At 65.9% G+C, this 18,644-nt stretch carries 22 protein-coding genes and 1 tRNA gene; 9 read left to right on the top strand and 14 right to left on the bottom strand.

Annotated elements, in window-relative coordinates:
- Nucleotides 1-70: 70 nt before the first annotated feature.
- Nucleotides 71-1,105: a 1-acyl-sn-glycerol-3-phosphate acyltransferase gene (locus tag ABZ260_RS05880; protein ID WP_355613421.1), complete on the top strand. Its 1,035-nt coding sequence runs from the start codon at nt 71-73 to the stop codon at nt 1,103-1,105.
- Between the two features lie 18 nt (nt 1,106-1,123).
- On the opposite strand, the gene ABZ260_RS05875 is transcribed toward ABZ260_RS05880, so the two are convergent.
- The 4 genes from ABZ260_RS05875 to ABZ260_RS05860 all read right to left on the bottom strand — a co-directional run bounded on the left by ABZ260_RS05875 (nt 1,124) and on the right by ABZ260_RS05860 (nt 4,753).
- On the bottom strand, nt 1,124-1,330 hold the full coding sequence (locus ABZ260_RS05875; protein ID WP_355613419.1) for an SHOCT domain-containing protein: 207 nt from the start codon (nt 1,328-1,330) through the stop codon (nt 1,124-1,126).
- A gap of 129 nt (nt 1,331-1,459) precedes the next feature.
- Complete coding sequence (locus tag ABZ260_RS05870; RefSeq protein WP_355613417.1) at nt 1,460-2,983, bottom strand: cobyric acid synthase; 1,524 nt, start codon at nt 2,981-2,983, stop codon at nt 1,460-1,462.
- Nucleotides 2,980-3,903 (bottom strand): cobalamin biosynthesis protein, encoded by a 924-nt coding sequence (locus ABZ260_RS05865; RefSeq protein ID WP_355613415.1) that lies wholly within the window; start codon nt 3,901-3,903, stop codon nt 2,980-2,982. Before ABZ260_RS05865 ends, ABZ260_RS05870 begins: the two co-directional genes overlap by 4 nt.
- A gap of 49 nt (nt 3,904-3,952) precedes the next feature.
- A complete protein-coding gene (locus tag ABZ260_RS05860; RefSeq protein ID WP_355613412.1) occupies nt 3,953-4,753 on the bottom strand; it encodes a phosphotransferase in 801 nt (266 codons plus the stop codon).
- Between the two features lie 327 nt (nt 4,754-5,080).
- On the opposite strand from ABZ260_RS05860, the gene ABZ260_RS05855 reads away from it, so the two are divergent.
- Nucleotides 5,081-5,154, top strand: a tRNA-Arg gene (locus ABZ260_RS05855).
- 225 nt (nt 5,155-5,379) lie between these two features.
- Here ABZ260_RS05855 and ABZ260_RS05850 read toward each other — a convergent pair.
- On the bottom strand, nt 5,380-5,964 hold the full coding sequence (locus ABZ260_RS05850; protein WP_355613410.1) for a tyrosine-type recombinase/integrase: 585 nt from the start codon (nt 5,962-5,964) through the stop codon (nt 5,380-5,382).
- A 119-nt stretch (nt 5,965-6,083) separates the two neighbouring features.
- Here ABZ260_RS05850 and ABZ260_RS05845 point away from each other — a divergent pair, with 119 nt between their 5' ends.
- On the top strand, nt 6,084-6,536 hold the full coding sequence (locus tag ABZ260_RS05845; RefSeq protein ID WP_355613408.1) for an IS30 family transposase: 453 nt from the start codon (nt 6,084-6,086) through the stop codon (nt 6,534-6,536).
- An 8-nt stretch (nt 6,537-6,544) separates the two neighbouring features.
- Here ABZ260_RS05845 and ABZ260_RS05840 read toward each other — a convergent pair whose 3' ends face one another.
- The 7 genes from ABZ260_RS05840 to ABZ260_RS05810 form a co-directional block, all read right to left on the bottom strand.
- Nucleotides 6,545-6,817, bottom strand: a complete 273-nt coding sequence (locus tag ABZ260_RS05840; protein WP_355613405.1) for an RtcB family protein — start codon at nt 6,815-6,817, stop codon at nt 6,545-6,547.
- A 29-nt stretch (nt 6,818-6,846) separates the two neighbouring features.
- Nucleotides 6,847-7,506 carry a C39 family peptidase gene (locus ABZ260_RS05835; protein ID WP_355613404.1) on the bottom strand — a complete coding sequence of 220 codons (660 nt, stop codon included), beginning with the start codon at nt 7,504-7,506 and terminating at the stop codon, nt 6,847-6,849.
- Nucleotides 7,448-8,473 (bottom strand): threonine/serine dehydratase, encoded by a 1,026-nt coding sequence (locus tag ABZ260_RS05830; RefSeq protein WP_355613402.1) that lies wholly within the window; start codon nt 8,471-8,473, stop codon nt 7,448-7,450. Before ABZ260_RS05830 ends, ABZ260_RS05835 begins: the two co-directional genes overlap by 59 nt.
- A gap of 13 nt (nt 8,474-8,486) precedes the next feature.
- Nucleotides 8,487-9,467 carry a D-alanine--D-alanine ligase gene (locus tag ABZ260_RS05825; RefSeq protein ID WP_355613400.1) on the bottom strand — a complete coding sequence of 327 codons (981 nt, stop codon included), beginning with the start codon at nt 9,465-9,467 and terminating at the stop codon, nt 8,487-8,489.
- A gap of 200 nt (nt 9,468-9,667) precedes the next feature.
- On the bottom strand, nt 9,668-9,796 hold the full coding sequence (locus ABZ260_RS05820) for a hypothetical protein (protein ID WP_355613398.1): 129 nt from the start codon (nt 9,794-9,796) through the stop codon (nt 9,668-9,670).
- Between the two features lie 5 nt (nt 9,797-9,801).
- Entirely contained in the window at nt 9,802-10,419 is a 618-nt protein-coding gene (locus tag ABZ260_RS05815; protein WP_355613396.1) for a hypothetical protein, read from the bottom strand.
- Nucleotides 10,416-10,556, bottom strand: a complete 141-nt coding sequence (locus ABZ260_RS05810; protein ID WP_355613394.1) for a hypothetical protein — start codon at nt 10,554-10,556, stop codon at nt 10,416-10,418. Before ABZ260_RS05810 ends, ABZ260_RS05815 begins: the two co-directional genes overlap by 4 nt.
- Before the next feature lie 499 nt (nt 10,557-11,055).
- On the opposite strand from ABZ260_RS05810, the gene ABZ260_RS05805 reads away from it, so the two are divergent.
- Nucleotides 11,056-12,432 (top strand): hypothetical protein, encoded by a 1,377-nt coding sequence (locus ABZ260_RS05805; RefSeq protein ID WP_355613392.1) that lies wholly within the window; start codon nt 11,056-11,058, stop codon nt 12,430-12,432.
- Nucleotides 12,433-12,473: 41 nt separating this feature from the next.
- Nucleotides 12,474-12,950, top strand: a complete 477-nt coding sequence (locus ABZ260_RS05800) for an SAM-dependent methyltransferase (RefSeq protein ID WP_355613390.1) — start codon at nt 12,474-12,476, stop codon at nt 12,948-12,950.
- Between the two features lie 616 nt (nt 12,951-13,566).
- On the opposite strand, the gene ABZ260_RS05795 is transcribed toward ABZ260_RS05800, so the two are convergent.
- Nucleotides 13,567-13,704, bottom strand: a complete 138-nt coding sequence (locus tag ABZ260_RS05795; protein ID WP_355613389.1) for a hypothetical protein — start codon at nt 13,702-13,704, stop codon at nt 13,567-13,569.
- Nucleotides 13,705-13,717: 13 nt separating this feature from the next.
- Here ABZ260_RS05795 and ABZ260_RS05790 point away from each other — a divergent pair, with 13 nt between their 5' ends.
- Nucleotides 13,718-13,918, top strand: coding sequence for a hypothetical protein (locus tag ABZ260_RS05790; protein WP_355613387.1), 201 nt, complete (start codon nt 13,718-13,720; stop codon nt 13,916-13,918).
- Nucleotides 13,919-14,200: 282 nt separating this feature from the next.
- Nucleotides 14,201-14,512: a hypothetical protein gene (locus tag ABZ260_RS05785; protein WP_355613385.1), complete on the top strand. Its 312-nt coding sequence runs from the start codon at nt 14,201-14,203 to the stop codon at nt 14,510-14,512.
- A gap of 711 nt (nt 14,513-15,223) precedes the next feature.
- On the opposite strand, the gene ABZ260_RS05780 is transcribed toward ABZ260_RS05785, so the two are convergent.
- Nucleotides 15,224-16,426, bottom strand: a complete 1,203-nt coding sequence (locus tag ABZ260_RS05780; RefSeq protein WP_355613383.1) for a Shedu anti-phage system protein SduA domain-containing protein — start codon at nt 16,424-16,426, stop codon at nt 15,224-15,226.
- Between the two features lie 491 nt (nt 16,427-16,917).
- On the opposite strand from ABZ260_RS05780, the gene ABZ260_RS05775 reads away from it, so the two are divergent.
- Both ABZ260_RS05775 and ABZ260_RS05770 read left to right on the top strand, forming a co-directional pair.
- Nucleotides 16,918-17,766 carry an abortive infection family protein gene (locus ABZ260_RS05775; protein WP_355613381.1) on the top strand — a complete coding sequence of 283 codons (849 nt, stop codon included), beginning with the start codon at nt 16,918-16,920 and terminating at the stop codon, nt 17,764-17,766.
- An 84-nt stretch (nt 17,767-17,850) separates the two neighbouring features.
- Nucleotides 17,851-18,627 carry a hypothetical protein gene (locus ABZ260_RS05770; protein WP_355613464.1) on the top strand — a complete coding sequence of 259 codons (777 nt, stop codon included), beginning with the start codon at nt 17,851-17,853 and terminating at the stop codon, nt 18,625-18,627.
- Nucleotides 18,628-18,644: the final 17 nt, after the last annotated feature.

Here is an 18,644-nt window from a genome sequence, read left to right as displayed (position 1 = left end):
TCCATACCGATCATCAACCCGTCAGAGCCAGACACCCGCACCGCATATCGCCCCCAGGCAGGAGCCGCTCATGCTGCCTCCTCGCATCATCCGCCGTCTGATCCTGGCCCCGCTCGTCATCGTGCTCACCGTGGTCGCGGTGGTCACGCTCCCGATCTGGCTGCTGGTGGTGGCCGCGGCCTCGCTGCGCCTGCCGCCCCCGCAGCGGCGCGGCACCCGGCTGGTCTGGTTCGCGGTGGCGTGGCTGGCATTGGAGTCGATGGCGCTGGTCGCCTGCCTGGGCCTCTGGGTGGCGAGCGGATTCGGCGGATGGCTCCACCGCGACGAGCACCAGGAGCGGCACTACGCGCTGATCCGATGGCTCCTGTCCAAGGTGTACGGAGTGGCCGTGCGGATCTTCCGGCTGAGCGTCGAGATCGACGAGCCGACACTCACCTCCGACGAACTCTCCCGGCGCCTCACCCGCCCCGTCATCGTGCTGTCCCGCCACGCGGGTCCCGGCGACTCGTTCCTGCTCGTCCACCACCTTCTCGCCCGGTACGGCAGGCGCCCGAGGATCGTGATGAAGGCCGCCCTGCAACTCGACCCCTCACTGGACGTGGTGATCAACCGCCTCCCCAACGCCTTCGTCCCGCGCAAGACCTCCGAGAACGGCGTTCTCGGCGAGATCCGCCGCCTTGCCTCGGGCATGGACGCCGACGACGCCCTGGTGATCTTCCCGGAGGGCGGCAACTTCACCCCCAGGCGTCGCTGGCGGGCCATCCTCCGACTGGAGCGCAAGGGTCTGTCCGAGGAGGCCGCGCGGGCCCGCGGGCTGGAACACCTGATGGCGCCCCGCCCCAACGGGGCCATCACCGCCATCGAGGCCTGCCCCGAGGCAGACGTGATCTTCGTCGCGCACACCGGCCTCGACGACCTGGTCACCCTCGGAGACATCTGGCACCGCCTGCCGATGAGCGCCGAGATCAAGGCCAAATGGTGGCGGGTCCAGGCCGCCGACGTGCCGCGCGACCGCGAGAGCCAGATCCGGTGGCTCTTCGACCAGTGGGAGAAGATCGACGCCTGGATCACCGCGAACCAGCCCACCTCCGCCCCCGCCGCCTGACAGGCCGCGGAAACGGGCCTACCACTCCTGGGAGAGACCCGACATCCGGCGGAGGTACTCGTCCTCGTCGATCTCACCGGCCGCGTAACGACGTCTGAGGATCTCGCGGGGGCTGTCGACGGCGGGTTTGGGAGCCGAGAAGGAGCGGATCATCCGGGCCATGCCGAGAACCATCATGGCGATCACGACGATGACAAAAAGCAACACGATGATGCGGACCATCATCGACCTCCCAGACTTCCCCCATCGGATCTGGCAGGGGAAATACCAATTTTACTAGGCTATGGCCCCTTCTTCCCTGTCGCGCTGGAAAAGAATGGGGACGCCCCCTCGCCGGACCGTCCCCGCCACCGGTCAGCCGGCGGAGGATCCGCCCCGGGAGAGGTACGGGGCCTCGCGCCGGGTGGCGCCGGGCGGAAGCGACGGCAGGCCCGAAGGTGCCCCGCCCTCCATCAGCCGGAGCAGTGCCCCGGTGTCGACGTTCCGCTCGACCAGGTCGCCGAGCGCGTCCAGCCGCTCCTCGCGCAGGGCGGCGAACGACACGTCAGGGGCCGGGGTGAAGTCGCGGCCGGAGACGGCGGCCACGTCGGCCAGGAACATCCGGCGGAAATCGTCGTTCTCCAGAGCGCCGTGCCAGGTGGTGCCCCACACCGAGCCGTACCGGCAGCCGTCCAGGAAGGGCTCGCCGCCGTCGGCCGTCACGACGCCGTGATGGATCTCGTACGCCTCGACCCGGCAGCCGTAGGCGGCGCCCACCGGGCGGCCCAGCGTCTTGTCCGCGGCGAACTCCACCGAGGCGGGCAGCAGCCCCAGCCCCTCGACGAGGCCGGCCCCCGACTCGACGTCGTCACGGATGGTCCTGGCGAGCATCTGGTAGCCGCCGCAGATGCCCAGCACGGCCCGTCCCCGCAGGGCCTCGGCCAGGCCGGTGGCGCGGAGCCAGGCCAGGTCGGAGACCGTGGCCCGGGAGCCGGGCAGCACCACCAGATCGGCGTCGTCCAGCTCGCCCGGCGAGGTCACGTAGCGGACCGTCACTCCGGGCTCGGAGGCCAGCGCGTCCACGTCCGTGAAGTTGGAGATCCTCGGCAGCCGTACCACCGCCACCCGCAGACTCTGCCTGCCGTACGGGGCGCGTGCCCCGAGCGCGGGCCGGTTGTCCAGGGCCAGGGAGTCCTCGACGTCCATCCAGAGGCCGTCCAGCCAGGGCAGCACCCCGTACACCTCGCGGCCGGTCAGCTCCCTGATCATGTCCAGGCCCGGTTCGAGGAGCTCGGGCGCCCCCCGGAACTTGTTGATCACGAACCCGGCGATCAGCGCCTGGTCGGCGGGCTCCAGCAGCGCCACGGTTCCGTACAGCGAGGCGAAGACCCCGCCCCTGTCGATGTCGCCGACCACGACGACCGGCAGGTTCGCGGCACGGGCCAGGCCCATGTTGGCGATGTCGCCCGCACGCAGGTTGATCTCCGCCGGGCTGCCCGCCCCCTCGCAGACCACCACGTCGTAGGAGGCCCGCAGCCGCTCCAGCGCGTCCACCGCGACCTGGCGGAGCCGCTCCTTGACGTCCCAGTACTCCATCGCGTCCACCTCGGTCATCGGCCTGCCCATCACCACGACCTGGCTGCGCCGGTCACTGCCCGGCTTGAGCAGGATCGGGTTCATGTCCGCGCCGGGCTCCAGCCCGCACGCGGCGGCCTGCACCGCCTGGGCCCGGCCGATCTCGGCGCCGTCGGCGGTGACGAAGGAGTTCAACGACATGTTCTGCGCCTTGTACGGCGCGACCCGCACCCCCTGGCGGGCCAGCCAGCGGCAGATCCCGGCGGTGACGACGCTCTTGCCCGCGTCGGAGGTGGTCCCGGCGACCAGCAGCGCCCCCTTCACCCCCTCCTCCCGCGCGATCCGCGTACGGCGGCCAGGACGGCGAGCCCCGCCGCGGCCAGGCCGACCGCCCGCGCCAGCCGTACGGACCTGCGGATGTCGGCGACCGAGGGCTCGGGCCCTTCGCCCATCTTCGGCCGGTGCTCCACCCGGGTGCCGTACACGTTCACCCCGCCGAGCGTGCGGTCCAGCGCGCCCGCGAAGGCCGCCTCGCAACGGCCCGCGTTGGGACTGGGGTGGCGGTGGCCGTCCCCGCGCAGCACCGCCGCCGCCCGCCGCGTCGAACCGCCCACCAGAGGAGCGCCGAGCACGGCGAGCAGCCCGGTGATCCTGGCGGGTACGAAGTTGGCCACGTCGTCGAGGCGGGCCGCGGCCCAGCCGAAGCGCTCGTAGCGCTCGTTACGGTGGCCGACCATCGCGTCCAGCGTGTTGACCGCCCGGTAGGCGAGCAGGCCGGGCACCCCGGCGACCGCCCCCCAGAACAGTGGCGCCACCACCGCGTCGGAGGTGTTCTCCGCGATCGACTCCACGGTGGCCCGCGCCAGCCCAGGCGCTGCCAACCCGGAAGGATCCCGCCCGCACAGATGAGGCAGCCTCTCCCGGGCCCCGGCCAGGTCGCCGTCCTCCAGGAACTCGGCCATCGCCGCCCCCTCGCGGCCCAGCGTGGTGCCGCCGAGGACGGCCCAGGTCGCCGCCGCGCTCAGCGCGGCCCGCACCATGGGATCGCGCGGCCGGGTCGCGGCGTGGCCGAGCAACGCCACCGGAACCACGCACAGCGCGACGTGGAGCACGCCCCTTGCCCGGCCGTCGCCGTACACCCGCTTCTCCACCTCGGCGGCGGCGGTGCCGAACAGCGCGACCGGATGCCCGCGCCGGGGATCGGCGAGCACGGCGTCGATCACGACCCCGGCGAGCATCCCCACCCCTTCGGCTACCCCAGGTCCCCTTAGTCCTACTTTGGTGATTAGTCGACTAAATGAGATGTTCATGGAGTTCATCCTGGTGGGTCTCCAGCCACACCCGGGCCCGCCGGATGCGCACCCCCGCCCCACCGGCCCACATCCGGGCCCATCCGCCGCCCCCGGCCTCGGCCCTGGCACGCATCACCTGGTACGAGCGGTCGAAGCGGAGCCGGGCCAGATCCAGCAGGCGTCTGCGGTCGCGAGGCGCCAGGCCGTACGCGTCGCAGAACAGGCGGAGCCGGGGCCCGACCTCAAGGCGGCGCTGAAGCGGCTCCAGATCGATGGGATCGGCGATCGGCGCCCAGTGCCGCAGCGTGGTCACCACGTCGAAGAGCCGGGTCGTCGGCCGGGCCATATCGAAGTCGATCAGCGCGACCGGCAGCCCGTCGCGGAAGATCACGTTGTCCAGATTGACGTCGCAGTGCCCGATCAGCTTCGGGGCCGCGTCGTCGTTGGACCCGCCCTCCCAGACGGCTCCCGGCGGCGGGACGAACCTCTCGGCCGCGTCGTGGAAGCGGCGCAGCAGCCGCGCCAGCGCGGCCAGCGACTCCCCGCTGAGCGCGTACCCGGGCAACGACCTGGCCGCGGAACCGCCCTCGACGTAGCTCAGTACCTCCCGGCCCCGCTCGTCCACACCCAACGCCCGGGGCGCCCCCTCGAAGCCGGAACGCTCCAGGTGCCGCAGGAGCGCGTGCACCGAAGCGGTGGAGGCCCGGCTGGGCCGGCGGACGGTGTCCCCGACCCGCACCACCCCGTCGGTGACATCACCGCCCAGAAGGGGGATCTCCTGTTGGGTCGTGACGGCGAACATGCCACCCGAGCGTAGACCGCCCGGCCTCCCCGCGGGGACGATTCGGGCAGACATCTCCCTGTCGGATGGAACATCCGGAAGTCGTCCGCCCATCGGACATCCGCTGCCCCGCCCGGCAGGAGAGCGGCAGGTCACCGGGGAGGTACCCGCCCCGTCCAGCCCGGTTTCCCCGTCCCGAACAGCCAGAATCCGGCCACCGCCCACCCGGGCCGAGGCGCCCCGACGGCCGTTCCCTCCGAGGGCGCGAGACGCCGCAGAGTGATCCTCGCGACACAGCCCCGAAACCGATACATGAGCACTCCCCGGATCATGCACAATTGAGCGGGAGCACCCTTAGCTCAGCTGGATAGAGCACCGGACTTCTAATCCGACGGTCGCAGGTTCGAATCCTGCAGGGTGCGCAACCAAGACCAGGTCATCTAGCCACTGACCTGGTCTTTTGCTTGCCGGGGGTACGCGCCCCTCAGGTAGCCGGAAGCGGCCACATGCCACCGGTCGCGGAATGGGCCCGGCCCCGTTTTCCCAGATGGGAGCGGGAGTTCCGGAGCATCGCGGACCGATTCCGGAGCCGGAACGACGAAGGACCCCGAGGTGTCCCGGGGTCCCGTCGTGGTGCATGGTCGGCGTCACCTGATGAGCGCGGCCAGGATGCGCTGGTTGGCCACCTCTCGTTGGCCGTCGATGCACCTGGCGTAGACCCTGAGCATCACGTCCACCCCGTGACCGGCCCTCTCCGCGGCTTCCGGCGCGTGCACACCGGCGTTGAGCCAGAGGGAGACCGCCGCGTGCCGCAGGTCGTACGGCCTGCCCGCCAGAGGTGAGGCGACCTGATCCGGGGTGAAGGCGTACGTCCGAGCCTCCTTCCAGACCTTGGCGTACGCCAACCCGGAGATCAGCCCGCCCGTACGGGTCCGGAAGAGCCTGCCGTCGTCTCCGACCCCGTGAGTGTCGAGGTGATCGCGCAGAATAGCCACCAGTTCCGGCGGGATCGGCACCGACCGCGTCTCCTTCTCGGCCCGGTGCTTGAGACCACGATCGTCATGGGTCTCCCCCGAGTCGGTGAACCGCTTGTTGCTCCGCGGCTTGGTCTTCTCCAAGGTGAGCACGCCCCAGCCGGACGCCGGAAGGTGACAGTCCTTCTCCCGAAGTCCCGCGGCCTCCCCCGGACGCAGGCCGCCGAAGTACATGCAGGCGAACAGGGCAGCGAGCATCGGCCCCGTGACCGGCCCACGTAGGTCACCGCGATCAACAGCTCACGGGCCTGAGCCGGGTTGACCACCGAACGCCGATCGATCTCACCCCCGGACTTCGCCTTGCGGAGCTTGACCTTGTGCAGCGGATTCGCCGAAAGCTCCTCCAGCTCGACCGCGTACTCAAGCACGTGATGGAAGACCGCCCGCTTGCGCCGGTAGGTCGAGATAGCCCGGCCAAGGCGGTCTGCGATGCGTTGATCGACACGGTCCGGGTTGTTCCGTCCCAGCTGATGAAGTCGATTACGTGGGATCAGGGCTCGGAGATGGCCAGGCATGCCGCGCTATCGGTCAAGACTGACATCGGCGTCTATTTTGCTCACCCGCATGCGCCGTGGGAGCGTGGAACCAACGAGAACACGAACGGGCTCATTCGGGAGTACATTCCTAAAGGGACAAAGATTTCAAGCGATCCCGTCTTTCTGAATTCTGTGTCTCAATCTCTCAACACTCGCCCGAGGCGTATATTTGGTTACAAAACGCCAGCCGAAGTGTTCGTCGAGATGCCCTCCGAACTTGCTTCCACCGATTGATACCACCCTCACGAGCGGTACGTCTCCACGCAACTGGCCCCGTCCTTCTTCGGGAGGACGGACCCGACCGTGGCGCCCATGCCCACGTGCGCGTCGGCCATCAGCGCGACGTGACTCGGAACGAACGGCAGACGGGCGGCCTGCTCGATGGTGCCAGGCTCGATGTCGGAAGCCCACGACAGAAGACCCGGTGCTACCTGCTGCGGTATGAGGGAGTCCGCCTTCCTGCTCGGTGATCCCAGCAGGCTACGGCCGACCAGCGGTAGCCGCCACTGGGCCAAAGCCCCCTGCGGTGATCCGGCCCGCAGCACTACCCCAGGGCCAGGGCGATGCCTCGACCACCGAAGAAGGAGCCGAACACCTCGGCGGGCAGCGTGGCCCGCCGAGCGTTCGCCGTGTGACCGGATGGGTTGAGAAAGTGCACGGTGCCGTGGTCGTAGCCGGTGACGAGCACCAGGTGCCCGCCCTGGCCGGGGGCGGGCCGGTCAGGGCGCCGAATTTCCTTGTGGACCGAGGCCATCACCAGATTTCCAGCCGCCAGCAGGTCGGGGACCTCCTGCATGGTCAGGTGCGGGTGGACGGTCGCGTCCAGGCCGTGCTCGGCGCGGACGTAGTCGGCGAACGGCTGGTAGTACAGGCCCTTGATCGCGCCCTGATCGTCTTCGACATAGCCCCCGTAAGACACACAGCCGCGCAGCAGCTCCATCATCGGCGGCGCGTGACCGTCGCGGTGGTCGAGAACCATCTGGAGACCGGCCATCCCGCAGCAGTGCCGGGCCCAGGTCCCGTACTCGGTGCGGGTGCTGGCTCCGGACTCGGCCCAACGGGGGTCGTCGGCCGGGTCAGCACCCTGGTAGGCGATGGCCTTGATGAGGTCCGGGGTCATGTACTGCGTGTAGACGGCGACGCCGTCATGAAGCGTCTGCTCGCGGCCTCCCGTCGTCGTCTGCTCGCACGCCAGGCAACCCATCGTCTCTCCTCGTGTCGGTGCGGCCGATCAGTGTCCTGAACGTCGACCAGTCGACGTTCCCCCCGGACAAGACCACACCTATCTTGCCGGAGGCGCTGGTGATCTGCCCGCAGGTGACCGCCGCCAGCGCGCACGCGCCGCTCGGTTCGACAACGACCTTCAGACGGGTGAAGGCGACTTCCATCGCCTCGATGATCTGTCCGTCGGTGACGGTGACCACTTCATGCAGCAACGTGCGGTTGATGTCGAACGGGATCGGGGCCGGGGTGGTGTGCGTGAGTCCATCAGCGATTGTGAGCGGCGGCTGGATCGTGACCCGGCTGCCTCGGCGTAGCGAGGCGGCGGTGTCGTCGCCGCTGCTGGGCTCCACTCCGATCACCTGTATCGCGGGGTTGATCGCTTTGGCGGCCACAGCGCAGCCGGCGGCCAGGCCGCCGCCGCCGACCGGAACGACCAGAGTGTCGATCTCCTCGTGCGCGAGGAGCTCCAGGGCGACGGTGCCGCCGCCTGCTATCACCTGCAGAGAGTTGGACGAGGGGAAGATGGTCAGGCCCCGGCTGTGGGCCAGCTCGGCCACCAGGGCGTCGTAGTCGTCGTGGCCTCGCACGTAGAAGACCACTTCGGCGCCGAGCGCGCGGGCGGCGGCCACCTTGATCTTTGGCGCGTCGGCGGGTACCACCACGACCGCGTGCGTACCGGCCTGGTGGGCGGCGAAGGCGAGTGCTTGAGCGTGGTTGCCCGAGGAGGCTCCGATCACCCCGGCCGCCAGTTCCTCACGCGACAGGCTCAGCACGTGGTTCAGTGCCCCGCGAAGCTTGAACGAGCCGGTCAACTGGAGGTTCTCGGCTTTGCACACCACCCGGCCGCCGCACACCTCGTCCAGAGTGGGCGACGACAGCAGCGGGGTGACGGCGGTGAGGCCGAACAGTCGGGTCTGGGCTGCGCGGACATCGTCGATGCTGATCATGGGATTCTTCACCTCAGGGCCGGTAGCCGTGGTTGGTCAGGGCGGTGGACAGAATGTGGGTGATCAGGGCGTCGTAGTCCAGGCCGGCGGCCTTGGCCATGGTGGCCATGTTCCCGGTGGTCGATAGGCCCGGCAGGGTGTTGGTCTCCAGCCAGAACACCTCGTTGTGGTCGGTGACGATGAAGTCGCTGCGCGAGTAGCCGGAGCAGCCCAACGCGCGGTGCGCGTCCTTCGCCCATTCGCTGATCAGCGCGGTCGTCGAAGCGGGAAGGTCTGCCGGGCAGTGGTTGGAGAACATCGCGAGGTTGTTCTTCGTCGGGTAGTCGTAGAACTCGCCGGTGGGCCGTGTCTCCAGGGCCGGTAGTGCCTGTAGGTCATCGCCGTCGGCCAGCACGCCCAGGGTGACCGAGCGGCCCGGACAGTACTGCTCGGCGAACAGGGCCTGCCCACTCGTTCGCAGTTCCTCGATCAGGCCTGCGAGATCGTGCTCGGTGTGACCCACGTGCATGTCGATGGAGCCGCCCTCTGACACCGGCTTGATCATGATCGGCAGGTTCAGGGAGTCCGCCAAGCTCTTGGCAGTCAGCTCGGTGGGCTCCCTGTCGTCGATATCGTGCCCAGGCAGCACGTTCACGCCGTGAGCACTCACCGTTCTCTTAGCTGCGGTTTTGTGCATCGCCAGGGCGCTGGCCAGCACTCCGGATCCCGTGTAGGGGATGCGTCTGTGCTCCAGTAGTCCTTGGAGCTTGCCATCTTCGGCGTACTGCCCGGCGATGGCGAGGAAGGCCACATCCACCCCGCGTAGACGGTCGAGGAAGTTGGGCACGGCGGTGTCGATCAGGACAGCGAAAAAGCCCTGTCGGGTCAACGACGCATGGACGGCCTCTCCTGAAAGGAGAGATCGGGCGCGCTCGCGGGAGCTGCCGCCGGTCAGCACGCCGATTCGGCCACTACCTGGAAGGTCGAGTAGGGCGGCGTCAATCGGAAACGGCACGGGAGCCTCCTGACTTGCTGTGGGGGGCTGAATCGGCGGATGCGAAGAATTGGGGCATGCCGAAGACAACATGACCTCCTTCGAGTTGTCGCGCGTGAAGCCACGGCCTTCTCGCGTTTTGGTGTGGGACCCCCGGTAGGGCAGGTCAGGCAGGGGCTGACCGCCGGGGAAGGCTGGCCCTACCGGGGGAGTTTTAGGGGTTACGCCAGGAGTCCCAGTGCCACGGCAGCCATCCGTTGCGCCAGTCCCTCACGAAGGAGTCCCGCGAAGGTGAGCAGGACGGTCACGGTGATGTGGTCGGCGGTCTTCCCGACTGCTTCGACGATCATGGCTCTCAGCTCTGGGCCGCTGGCTGGAGGTCGTGGACCTGGACGATCAGCTGTGTGGCCAGCGCCTGGTGAAGCCGGCTGAACTCGTCCAGGCCAATGTGCCGCTGGCGGTGGGTCTCCACCACTCGGCCGCGCCCGGCCTCGCCGTACAGGTTGGCCAGTACCCCGATCGGAAAGTAGTCGCTGACCGTGCACACGACCGGCGCCCCGACGCGCAGGTAGGGGCAGGTGGCCAGTGCTTCGCCGAGGTGCGCCTTGCAGGTGGGCGGGTTGGCTGTGGACATGGTCGACCGGAGGGCGCGGGGCGCCACGAAAGGCATGATCCAGGTGATGCGCCCGGTGTCGGGGTCAGTGGCCGGCTCGCCGCACACTCGGCACAGCCGGTTCAGCATGCACCGTCGTTGCCGCAGCGTATGCACCATGGGCCACAGGATCTTCCCTTCCCGCGCGGTGCCACAGCGAGCCCACAGCGCCCCGAACATCCAATCCTGGGGGAGCGCGTCACGGTAGGTCAGCCGGTGCACTCCGTCCGCCCACTCGAAGGTCAGCGGCAGATCCAGGGTTTCCTCGGCGTACGGCGTGATGTAGGGCTTGCGAAGCCGTGTGGCCGCGGCGGCTGTCATGACTGGCCGCCTGGTTGAGCGGTGAGGATCAGGTCCGCGACCTGCTGCGGTTTCCGCACCGCCTCCAGGCTGGGGCCGCCTCGCAGGGACACCAGGTAGTAGCTGGAGCGCGCCCCCATGGTTACCTTGGCGCTCAACCATCCGGCGTCGCTGTGGACGACCAGTTCGGGGGGGGTGCCGTATGAACTGTGCCGGAGGCCACGCCTCACCGTTGTCCGACAGCTTCAGACCGATCGTGTGCACAGCGTACGAGCGAACTCCCCGGGTTTTCAGGAGCCGCTGCACGACGGCCAGCGCTTTGTCGTGCTGTTCGGCTTTCGCGTCGCTGCACTCTGTCTTCGACGTATGCGCGGTGGGCAGGACGCCCGTAATTTCGCTAGCCATCGTGGACCTCCAGCAGTTCGTCCTACGACGTTCAAACTACGGAGATCACGGCGCCTGGAGTATAGGGGTAAGGCCCGGAGGGTGGTCAAAGTGGTCAAAGATCGCTTTTCCAGGCCAGTAGGTTTCCGGCCACTCGTGTTAATGGCTCCGGCGCTGGTGACTATGGTTATTCGCACGGTCGGCAACTGGCTGTAGCGAAGACGCGAATCGGTCAAAGTGGTCAAAGATCCGTTTAGCGCACGGAGGCATGCTATGACGAGCAAACGAAATGAGCGGCTTGTCGTACTGCTGGAAGAAGCGGGCTGGTCACGTGCGCAAGCGGCGAGTGCTTTCAATCGTGTCGCCCAGGAGAGCGGCCTGCTCGACCACACGAATATCGGCCGCTCCCACATCAGCATGTGGGTGGCAGGGACCAAGCCGTCAGGCGCAGCACCCATAATCTTGTGTCAGGCACTGTCCCGTCGTCTGAAGCGTGTGGTCACACCTGATGAGCTCGGGTTCGCAGTCCCCAATGCTCCAATGGCATTGGAGTGGCGCGTTGATCCGTTGATCGCGCTGACCGACCTGGGGAGAGCAGACTTGGACGCGGAGCGACGAAACTTCCTGACGGGCGCGGTGTACTCGGTGGCGGCCCTGGCGCTGCCCGATGATGCCTGGTGGAAGACCATGGCCGAGGAACACCCCGCACCGACGAAGCATCAGCGGGTAGGCGGCGGTGACGTAGCCACCGTTCAGGAACTCACTTATGCCTTTTCGCGGATCGACCAGCGGCGTGGCGGCGGCCATGGCAGAAAAGCGCTGGCACAATACCTACGGTCCGACGTCGCGATGTTCCTGCATGGGACATTTCCTAACGAGCGGGTACGCAGTGACATGTTTTCCGCAGCCTCAGAGTTGGCTTACTTGTCGGGCTGGATGGCGTTCGACAACAGCGAGCAGGCCGCCGCGCAAAACTATTTTGCGCTGGCTGTGAAGTTGGCCGCTCGTGCTGGGAATCCGCCGTTGAGTGGTCATGTTCTCCGCGCGATGGCGCATCAGGCTCTCGACCTGGGATTCCACAAGAATGGCCTTGAGTTGTCCACAGCTTCCATGCGGGGGCAACGCTACGCTTCGGCCACTCCTCGGGAGAAGGCGTTGCTTGGGGTCGTTCATGCTCGCGCCCTGGCGGCGACTGATCATCGGCAGGCGGCGGCGAAGGTCTTACTGAAAGCTGAGGATGACCTCGCCTCGGCCAGTGAGGGCATCGAGGAGCCGCATCGGACGTTCTTCTTCGCGGAGGCTTCACTGGCGCATGAGACGGCGTGCACGTTGCGGGCCGGTGGGGACCAGCAGGGGGCGCTTCGCCAGTTCAGGCGCAGCGTACGGACTCGGGGGGATGCTTTTCGCCGCACGCACGTGGTGACGCTCGGCCATCTGGGGGCTATGCAGATCGCTACTGGCGGCGTGGAGGAGGCGTGCGCCACGTGGAGCACCGCTCTGGACGCGATGGAGGAGGGCATCTATTCGGGGCGGGCTCGGCAAGCGGTCGTTGACATGCGGCAGCTGCTTTCCCCGTATCGGCGTCGCAAGATATCGGTGGCCGCTGAGGTGGATGCGCGGGCCGCCGCGTATCTGGTCGGCGTAGATTGATCACGTCGAGTTCAGTGGGATAGCGGGATGAGGACGGGCGCGTGACGAAATCGCTGGAGATCAAGCCCATCGGCATCGTGGTTGGGGGACGTAGCGAACCCACTGATGACCACTGGAGTGGCACGGCGATCATCCGCTTGAATGCGGATTTCCCTGCCGAGGTCGTTCAGGGCTTGGAGGAGTTCTCCCACCTGCTGGTCGTCTGGCATTTCCACCAGGCTTCACCCGGGGATGTCGCTCTGCACGCTCGGAGCCCGCGCAACAATCCTCAATGGCCGGTCACCGGCACGTTCGTTCATCGAAACCACCGCCGCCCCAATCAGCTCGCGCAGTCCTTCCCGCGACTGCTGCGGGTTGACGGCCTGGATCTGCATGTGGCTGACCTCGACGCGATTGACGGCAGCCCTATCTACGATCTGGCGCCGTACTTCACGGAGATGGGTCCGCGCGGTGAAGTCCGCGAGCCCAGTTGGCCGGGCGAGATGCTCGTGGACTACTGGGCCGACCCGCAGAGCTGAATGCGGCTACGCCGGCGACGTCAGCGGTAGGTCTTCCTCGACAAGCTGGACCCGCATCGGATTCGCAGCGATCCGCATCAGTTCGGCTAGGCGGGCCGTGCTCGTCGCGAGTGACTTGCTTGACGCTGAGGGCTCACACGATTTAGGCCACACGCGGTGGGTGACGAGACGCCACCCACCGCGCTGACATGCGCTTACGCCGTCATTCGTATGGACAAGTAGGCGACGACACTGCTGTAGCAACGGCTGTAGCAACCAATGCGAGTTCACTGGGGTTCGCCGCGATGCATGGGAGGCCCCTGCCAGGGGAAACGAACCTCGGCGAACCTGTCCGAACCCTATGCCTGAGACTTCTAATCCGACGGTCGCAGGTTCGAATCCTGCAGGGTGCGCGATCAAGACCAGGTCATCTAGCCACTGACCTGGTCTTCTGCTTGCCGGGGGTACACACCCCTCAGGTAGCCGGAAGCAGCCGTACGCCACCGCTCGCGGAATGGGCCCAGCCCCGTTTTCCCAGGTGGGAGCGGGAGTTCCGGAGCGTCGCGGACCGATTCCGGGGCCGGAACGACGAAGGACCCCGAGGGGTCCCGGGGTCCTTCATGGAGCATGATCCGTATCACGTGACGAGCGCGGCCAAGATTCTTTGGTTGGCCACCTCGCGCTGGCCGTCGATGCACCTGGCGTAGACCCTGAGCAACACGTCCACCCCGTGCCCCGCCGCACTTCTACCGGCCGAGGACACCGATGCGAGCACGCCCTACCTCTCCATGGACGCTCACCACCTCGCCCGCCGACGCGGCAACCGCCTGGTGCGCTTCGGCGACCCCGGCACCGTCGAAGACCTGCGCTCCGCCCTGGCAGGAATGGACGGCACCTACAACCGCGCCGAATCCGGAGTCCGCTGCGACCTGGGCCACGCCCTTCTGGCTAAAGGAGAACCCGACGCGCCCAGCAACTCGCGACCATGACCGGCTCCCGCCGCCAGCGCAAGCGCATCGCAGAACTCGCCCGAGCGGGTCAAGCGCTCACTGCGTTGAGAGCGCCTAACAGAATGAAGCGGTCTTCTTCCGGCACCCGCTGGGCGGATGAGGTTGTCGGTACGCGCAGGGTTGACGCGCTCCGGTTTGCACGTATCTTTCATTTAGGAAAGTTTCCTAAGAATCCCCTCTGTTGCACATCCCCGAAGTAGGGCGCGAACCGGGGTGTACGGAACGTGAAACGGCCATCTGTCACCAGTACTAGGAGAGGGTATGAGAAGAACCCTGCGCGTCCTCGCCGCGACCGTGCTCGCGGTGGGAGCCATTACCGTCGGGTCGAGTGCGCTGAGCCCGGCGTCGGCAGGAGTCAATGACTGTGACTACACCTTCGGTCAGAACTCGTTTTCCGCCCGATGCGCGACGAACGGTCCTGCCTACGAGTTCCGCGCGTGGGTCCAGTGCGTCAACGGCCGTAGGGACGGCGGCTGGGTGACGACCAACAGCGGTCAGTGGAGCATAGCGAGCTGCGGACCATGGTGGATCGACCGCCTGAGCTACGGCATGGACGTGCGTCCGCTCTCCTAACGCGGGTACGGCGGTACCGCTGGGGCGTGGCCGGCTGCGGTGCTTCCGGCGAAGAGCTCCTAGCAAAATGAGGTGTGATCGCGTCTGCACTGTCCATGGGCGCCGCCTACCTGGGCGAAGGTTCTCAGCGCACCGGCGCCGAAAGAGAACCGCCTCATGCTGTTAGGTGCTCTAATACTCCAGCCGCAGATCGTGAGGCCGAGCAAGTTCGTGCGCATGTGAACCTGTAGGCCTAGGGCCACAGGTTCGAGGGACGGCCACCGCTGTGACCATTCAGGTGTGATGGAACTGAAGATCATGCGGTGGCCGCGTTGGCCAGAGTAGAACACCTGGACGTCACTCGTCTGCACGCCGCTTTGGATGACGCGTTCGCCCACGTCGCAGGCCGATTCAAACGGCGGGAAGTGCGCCTGCGCGCCCGTTCGTGCATCTTATTGTGTCTGAGCTATGACGATCGCTTGTTCAAGCCGTCATGGTGGGTGGGGAGGCGTGCAATATGTGTGCAATGATCAAGGGTGTTATTAGTATGTAGGGAAGAGTTGCCGCAGGTCAGAGGTCATAGGGCGTCACGTCCTGTAAAACTGTTGGCCCAGCCTACGCAGGTTCAAGTCCCGCACCTGCCACACCAGCAGGAAGAGACTTCTCATCAGCGCAAACAGCGACCTGAGGCGCCAGCACTCCGGCGTTGAGCCATGACGCAGCCACTCTGTCTCAGAGGTCCCCGAGGGAGCGTCTGGCGTTGTCGATGAGTTCCTTGTACGTGATGACCTCAACGCGGTTCACGTGAGTGTTGAATGTCCGAAGCGCTTCGTTGATCTCCCGTTCTGGCACGCTCGGCTGGACTGCTGGATGGCCGATCAGAACGACGGCGCTTGCTCGGCGTGTCTCGATGCCGAAGTCTTCGAAGATCTGTTGACGGTTCTCATCTAGCCCAACAAGGTAGTTGACAGCTTGGCCGACGGCATCATGCACCTCAGCAGTAGGCACCCAGGCTCCACGATGTCGCTTCACCAGAGAACCCTTCATGCTCATGGCCCGCTTCAACTCGACGATGTGAAGACTTCCATCGCCGCGGATCAGAGGAATGTCTACCTCGTCACCCGACACCAACCTGCGTTGCGCAGCTTCCCCGACGAAACGCCCACCGAAGATCCAGTGCTGCCCTTCCAGCGCCCGTTGTAGGTCCAGCTCCGTAGTGGTCCTGCCCTCCACCACTTTGCGCAGGCTTGCCAGGCGGGCCGAGCGCTGCTGAAGTTGGGATGCCCGGAGGATCATCTGACCATCTGAATCAGCGGCTAGGAGAGCCCATGCCTCTGGTGACGCGGCAATCCGTTGAGCGGCTTCCTCCGGGTCTTCGATATCGACCCGCTCTTGGAGCACACGCTCCAGCCATATCATCGTCTCCCTCCGGCCGCGGAAGAGCGAGTATCGCCCTGGCCGACCTTCCGGTGCTACGAGATGCCGAGCGTCATGGCTGAGCGAGTTGATATAGGCCAGCAGATCATCCACATCTGCACCGGGGTGTTGTTCCAGGAACTCGCGCCCTGCCTCGGCGACGTACTTGAAATTGATCTCAAGCATGCCTGCCACACGCCGCCGCAGCCTTTGATTGCGTATGCCGTCTTGAAAAAGCCGGTATCTATCGTCGAACTCCGGCTGCAAGATCCGTTCCTCGGCGTAATCCAGGGAGTCCTGCAGCAGCCGCACAACCTCCCACTCACCAACCGAGGCTGCGTGCCCGCGCGCCTCTGTCAAGAGTTGCACGAGCGCCTTCCCGCCCCTGCGGTGGCCGTCGCGTCCAGTTCGCATGTACTGGAGCACGGAGGTGACCGCTCGCTTCACCTCGTCGCTCGCCGCCTGCTTGTGAACGTACTCAAGCTGCAGGTCCAATGAGAAGTCTGATCTGATGGCCATGGGATGAAGTGTGACCGGCAGGTGTGACAGTTCCTTGCGAGGGTTCCAGACAGGTTGCCGACGCCGTTCAGGCACGCTGGAGGTCGTCCTACCGATTGCGGAAAACCGTGTCCCGGAAGTTCGTAAGGAACATGCCCAGGTCGGGGAGGTCCTCGAACTCCTCCCAGGCAGGTAGTCGGCGGCCATGTGGCGGATGGACTCATCCGGCGCCGGCGACACCCCCGCCTCGGCGCAGACCTCCTCACGATCTCTGCCCATGCCTTCCGGCCCGAGACCGTCCCTTCCTAGGAGATGAAAGCAGCATCATGGAGGAGCTCGGCGGAGGTCAGCATAAGCTCACGACGTCTGTGGGATATGCGCGGGATGATCTTCGATGGTCGAGGGCATACGAGGTGCTTTTGCCCTGGTGAGAGGCCCTATCGCTGCTTGGAACGTAGCCCTCTTGAAAACCGCTGGGATCACGTCAGTCCTAGTCCATACACTGGGATGCTGTGACCGATCTCCGCGCGCTGGTATCACTTGGCTCATGTACCAAGATTCGCGAACTAGTATCCGGGTGGGGTCCCTGGGAAGTACGGGATATCCATGATCACTGGCAGTTTCAAGGTTTCGCCCCCGGCCCGAGTCGTGAAGACGTCCGAGGTGAGCGCCGCTCGCTCTTCCAAGCATATCTCGATGCCGTCGACTGGACCGACTATGGGCAGGTCAGCCGTGCGTTGCGAGTGTTTGAGGATGTCTTGAGAGCCAACACACCGGAAAGTCGAGCAGAGGCTGTGAGATTTCTCAGGCGAGATGGATTTCAGGTCGATGACGACGGATCTATCCGTTCCACTTGGTCCACCCTCCGTGAGGGCAGCCTCGCCACGCTGGACAACCCCAGCGCCATCTACGAAGGCGTCGAGCGCTTGCGGAAGGCCATCGAGAACGAAGATCCCGCTCTTGTTATTGGATGCGCAAAGGAGCTCATCGAGTCGACGTGCAAAGTTGTTCTCCGCGAAGTGGGAGAGATTGTGGACGACAAGGCAAAGTTCCCCGACCTCACACGCTCCGCACAGAAAGCACTCCTTCTCGTCCCAGACAGGACTTCCCATGGACCAGACAGTGCTGAGGGTCTGCGTAAGATTCTCGGCGGGCTGACTGGTATCGCGGGGGGACTCAACGAGCTACGGAACCACGGGCATGGAACCGGGCACGGTCCTGCGCAGGCCAGAGTCGGTCTTTATACCCGTCATGCGAGGCTCGCGACCGGAGCTGCAATCTTGTATTGCCAGACGCTCCTGGACACTCTTCAGGATCCTCACGCTCTCTGGAGGACGCGCTCCCAAGTAGCGAACACCTAGTCGCCAGCATGGCCCTCGAACTCCGGTTCTTTATTGATCTTCGAAAAGCACTAAACTGCCGATGATTTTGAGAATAATGGAGCCATGGATCTGTCTTCCGCTCTTACCGCCTATGATCGCGTAGCGCTGAATCTGGACAAGCTTGATCGCGTCTGGCAGCGGATGCGGGCACTCGTCCCAGAGGGGGCGTATATCGACGCTGGGAGCGACGATTGCATCCTCTACGGGGAACTTGCCGAGTCTTGGATGACGATTGCGAAGAGCCTGCCAGCGATCGGCGGATGGCGGCTTGAGGCAGCCATCATTGATTACACCGCTATCGGGCAGACACGTCTCGATTACTTGGAGCTCGGCGAACAAGAAGGCTTGTTCGCCTTCGAAGAGCAGGTTGGCGCCCCTGCTACCGAAGCAGCCAGGTATCGACATAAGCTTGCCCGAGCTCGCCAGAAGCTTGTTCGCCAGCGGGCTGCCGAACTTGTCCAGACCGTCGATCAGTTGCTGACCTCGGTACCTGCTCAGCCCGACCAACAACTTCCAAAGCTGGATACGGATCAGATTATCGCCACGATCGGGGAGGCTGTTGACGAGATCGAACGCCTGCTCGGAGACGCGCTGGCGGGAGGCCCTCGACAGAGCGATCTACATCGACATCTGTACTTTGGCAAGCCTCACGATCTCCGTGATATCGCCACGATGGACTGGCCAGCCTTCCGGCCCCACGTTGAAATCGCCCTCTACAGCGACGAAGACCCCGTGCCCATCGACGTTGAAGACCTGGCGAGTCTAAGCGGCATTCCAGAAGTTCCGCTTGTAACCGGCCGGGAGCCAGGGGCTGGTCCACGGCGCGGCGGTGACCAGTAACTGGTCCGGTGAGCGGG

The organism is Streptosporangium sp. NPDC006013, from assembly GCF_040614275.1.
Taxonomy (GTDB): domain Bacteria; phylum Actinomycetota; class Actinomycetes; order Streptosporangiales; family Streptosporangiaceae; genus Streptosporangium.
The sequence above is the reverse complement of the archived record's forward strand: the minus strand, read 5'-3'. Positions and strand labels throughout refer to the sequence as shown.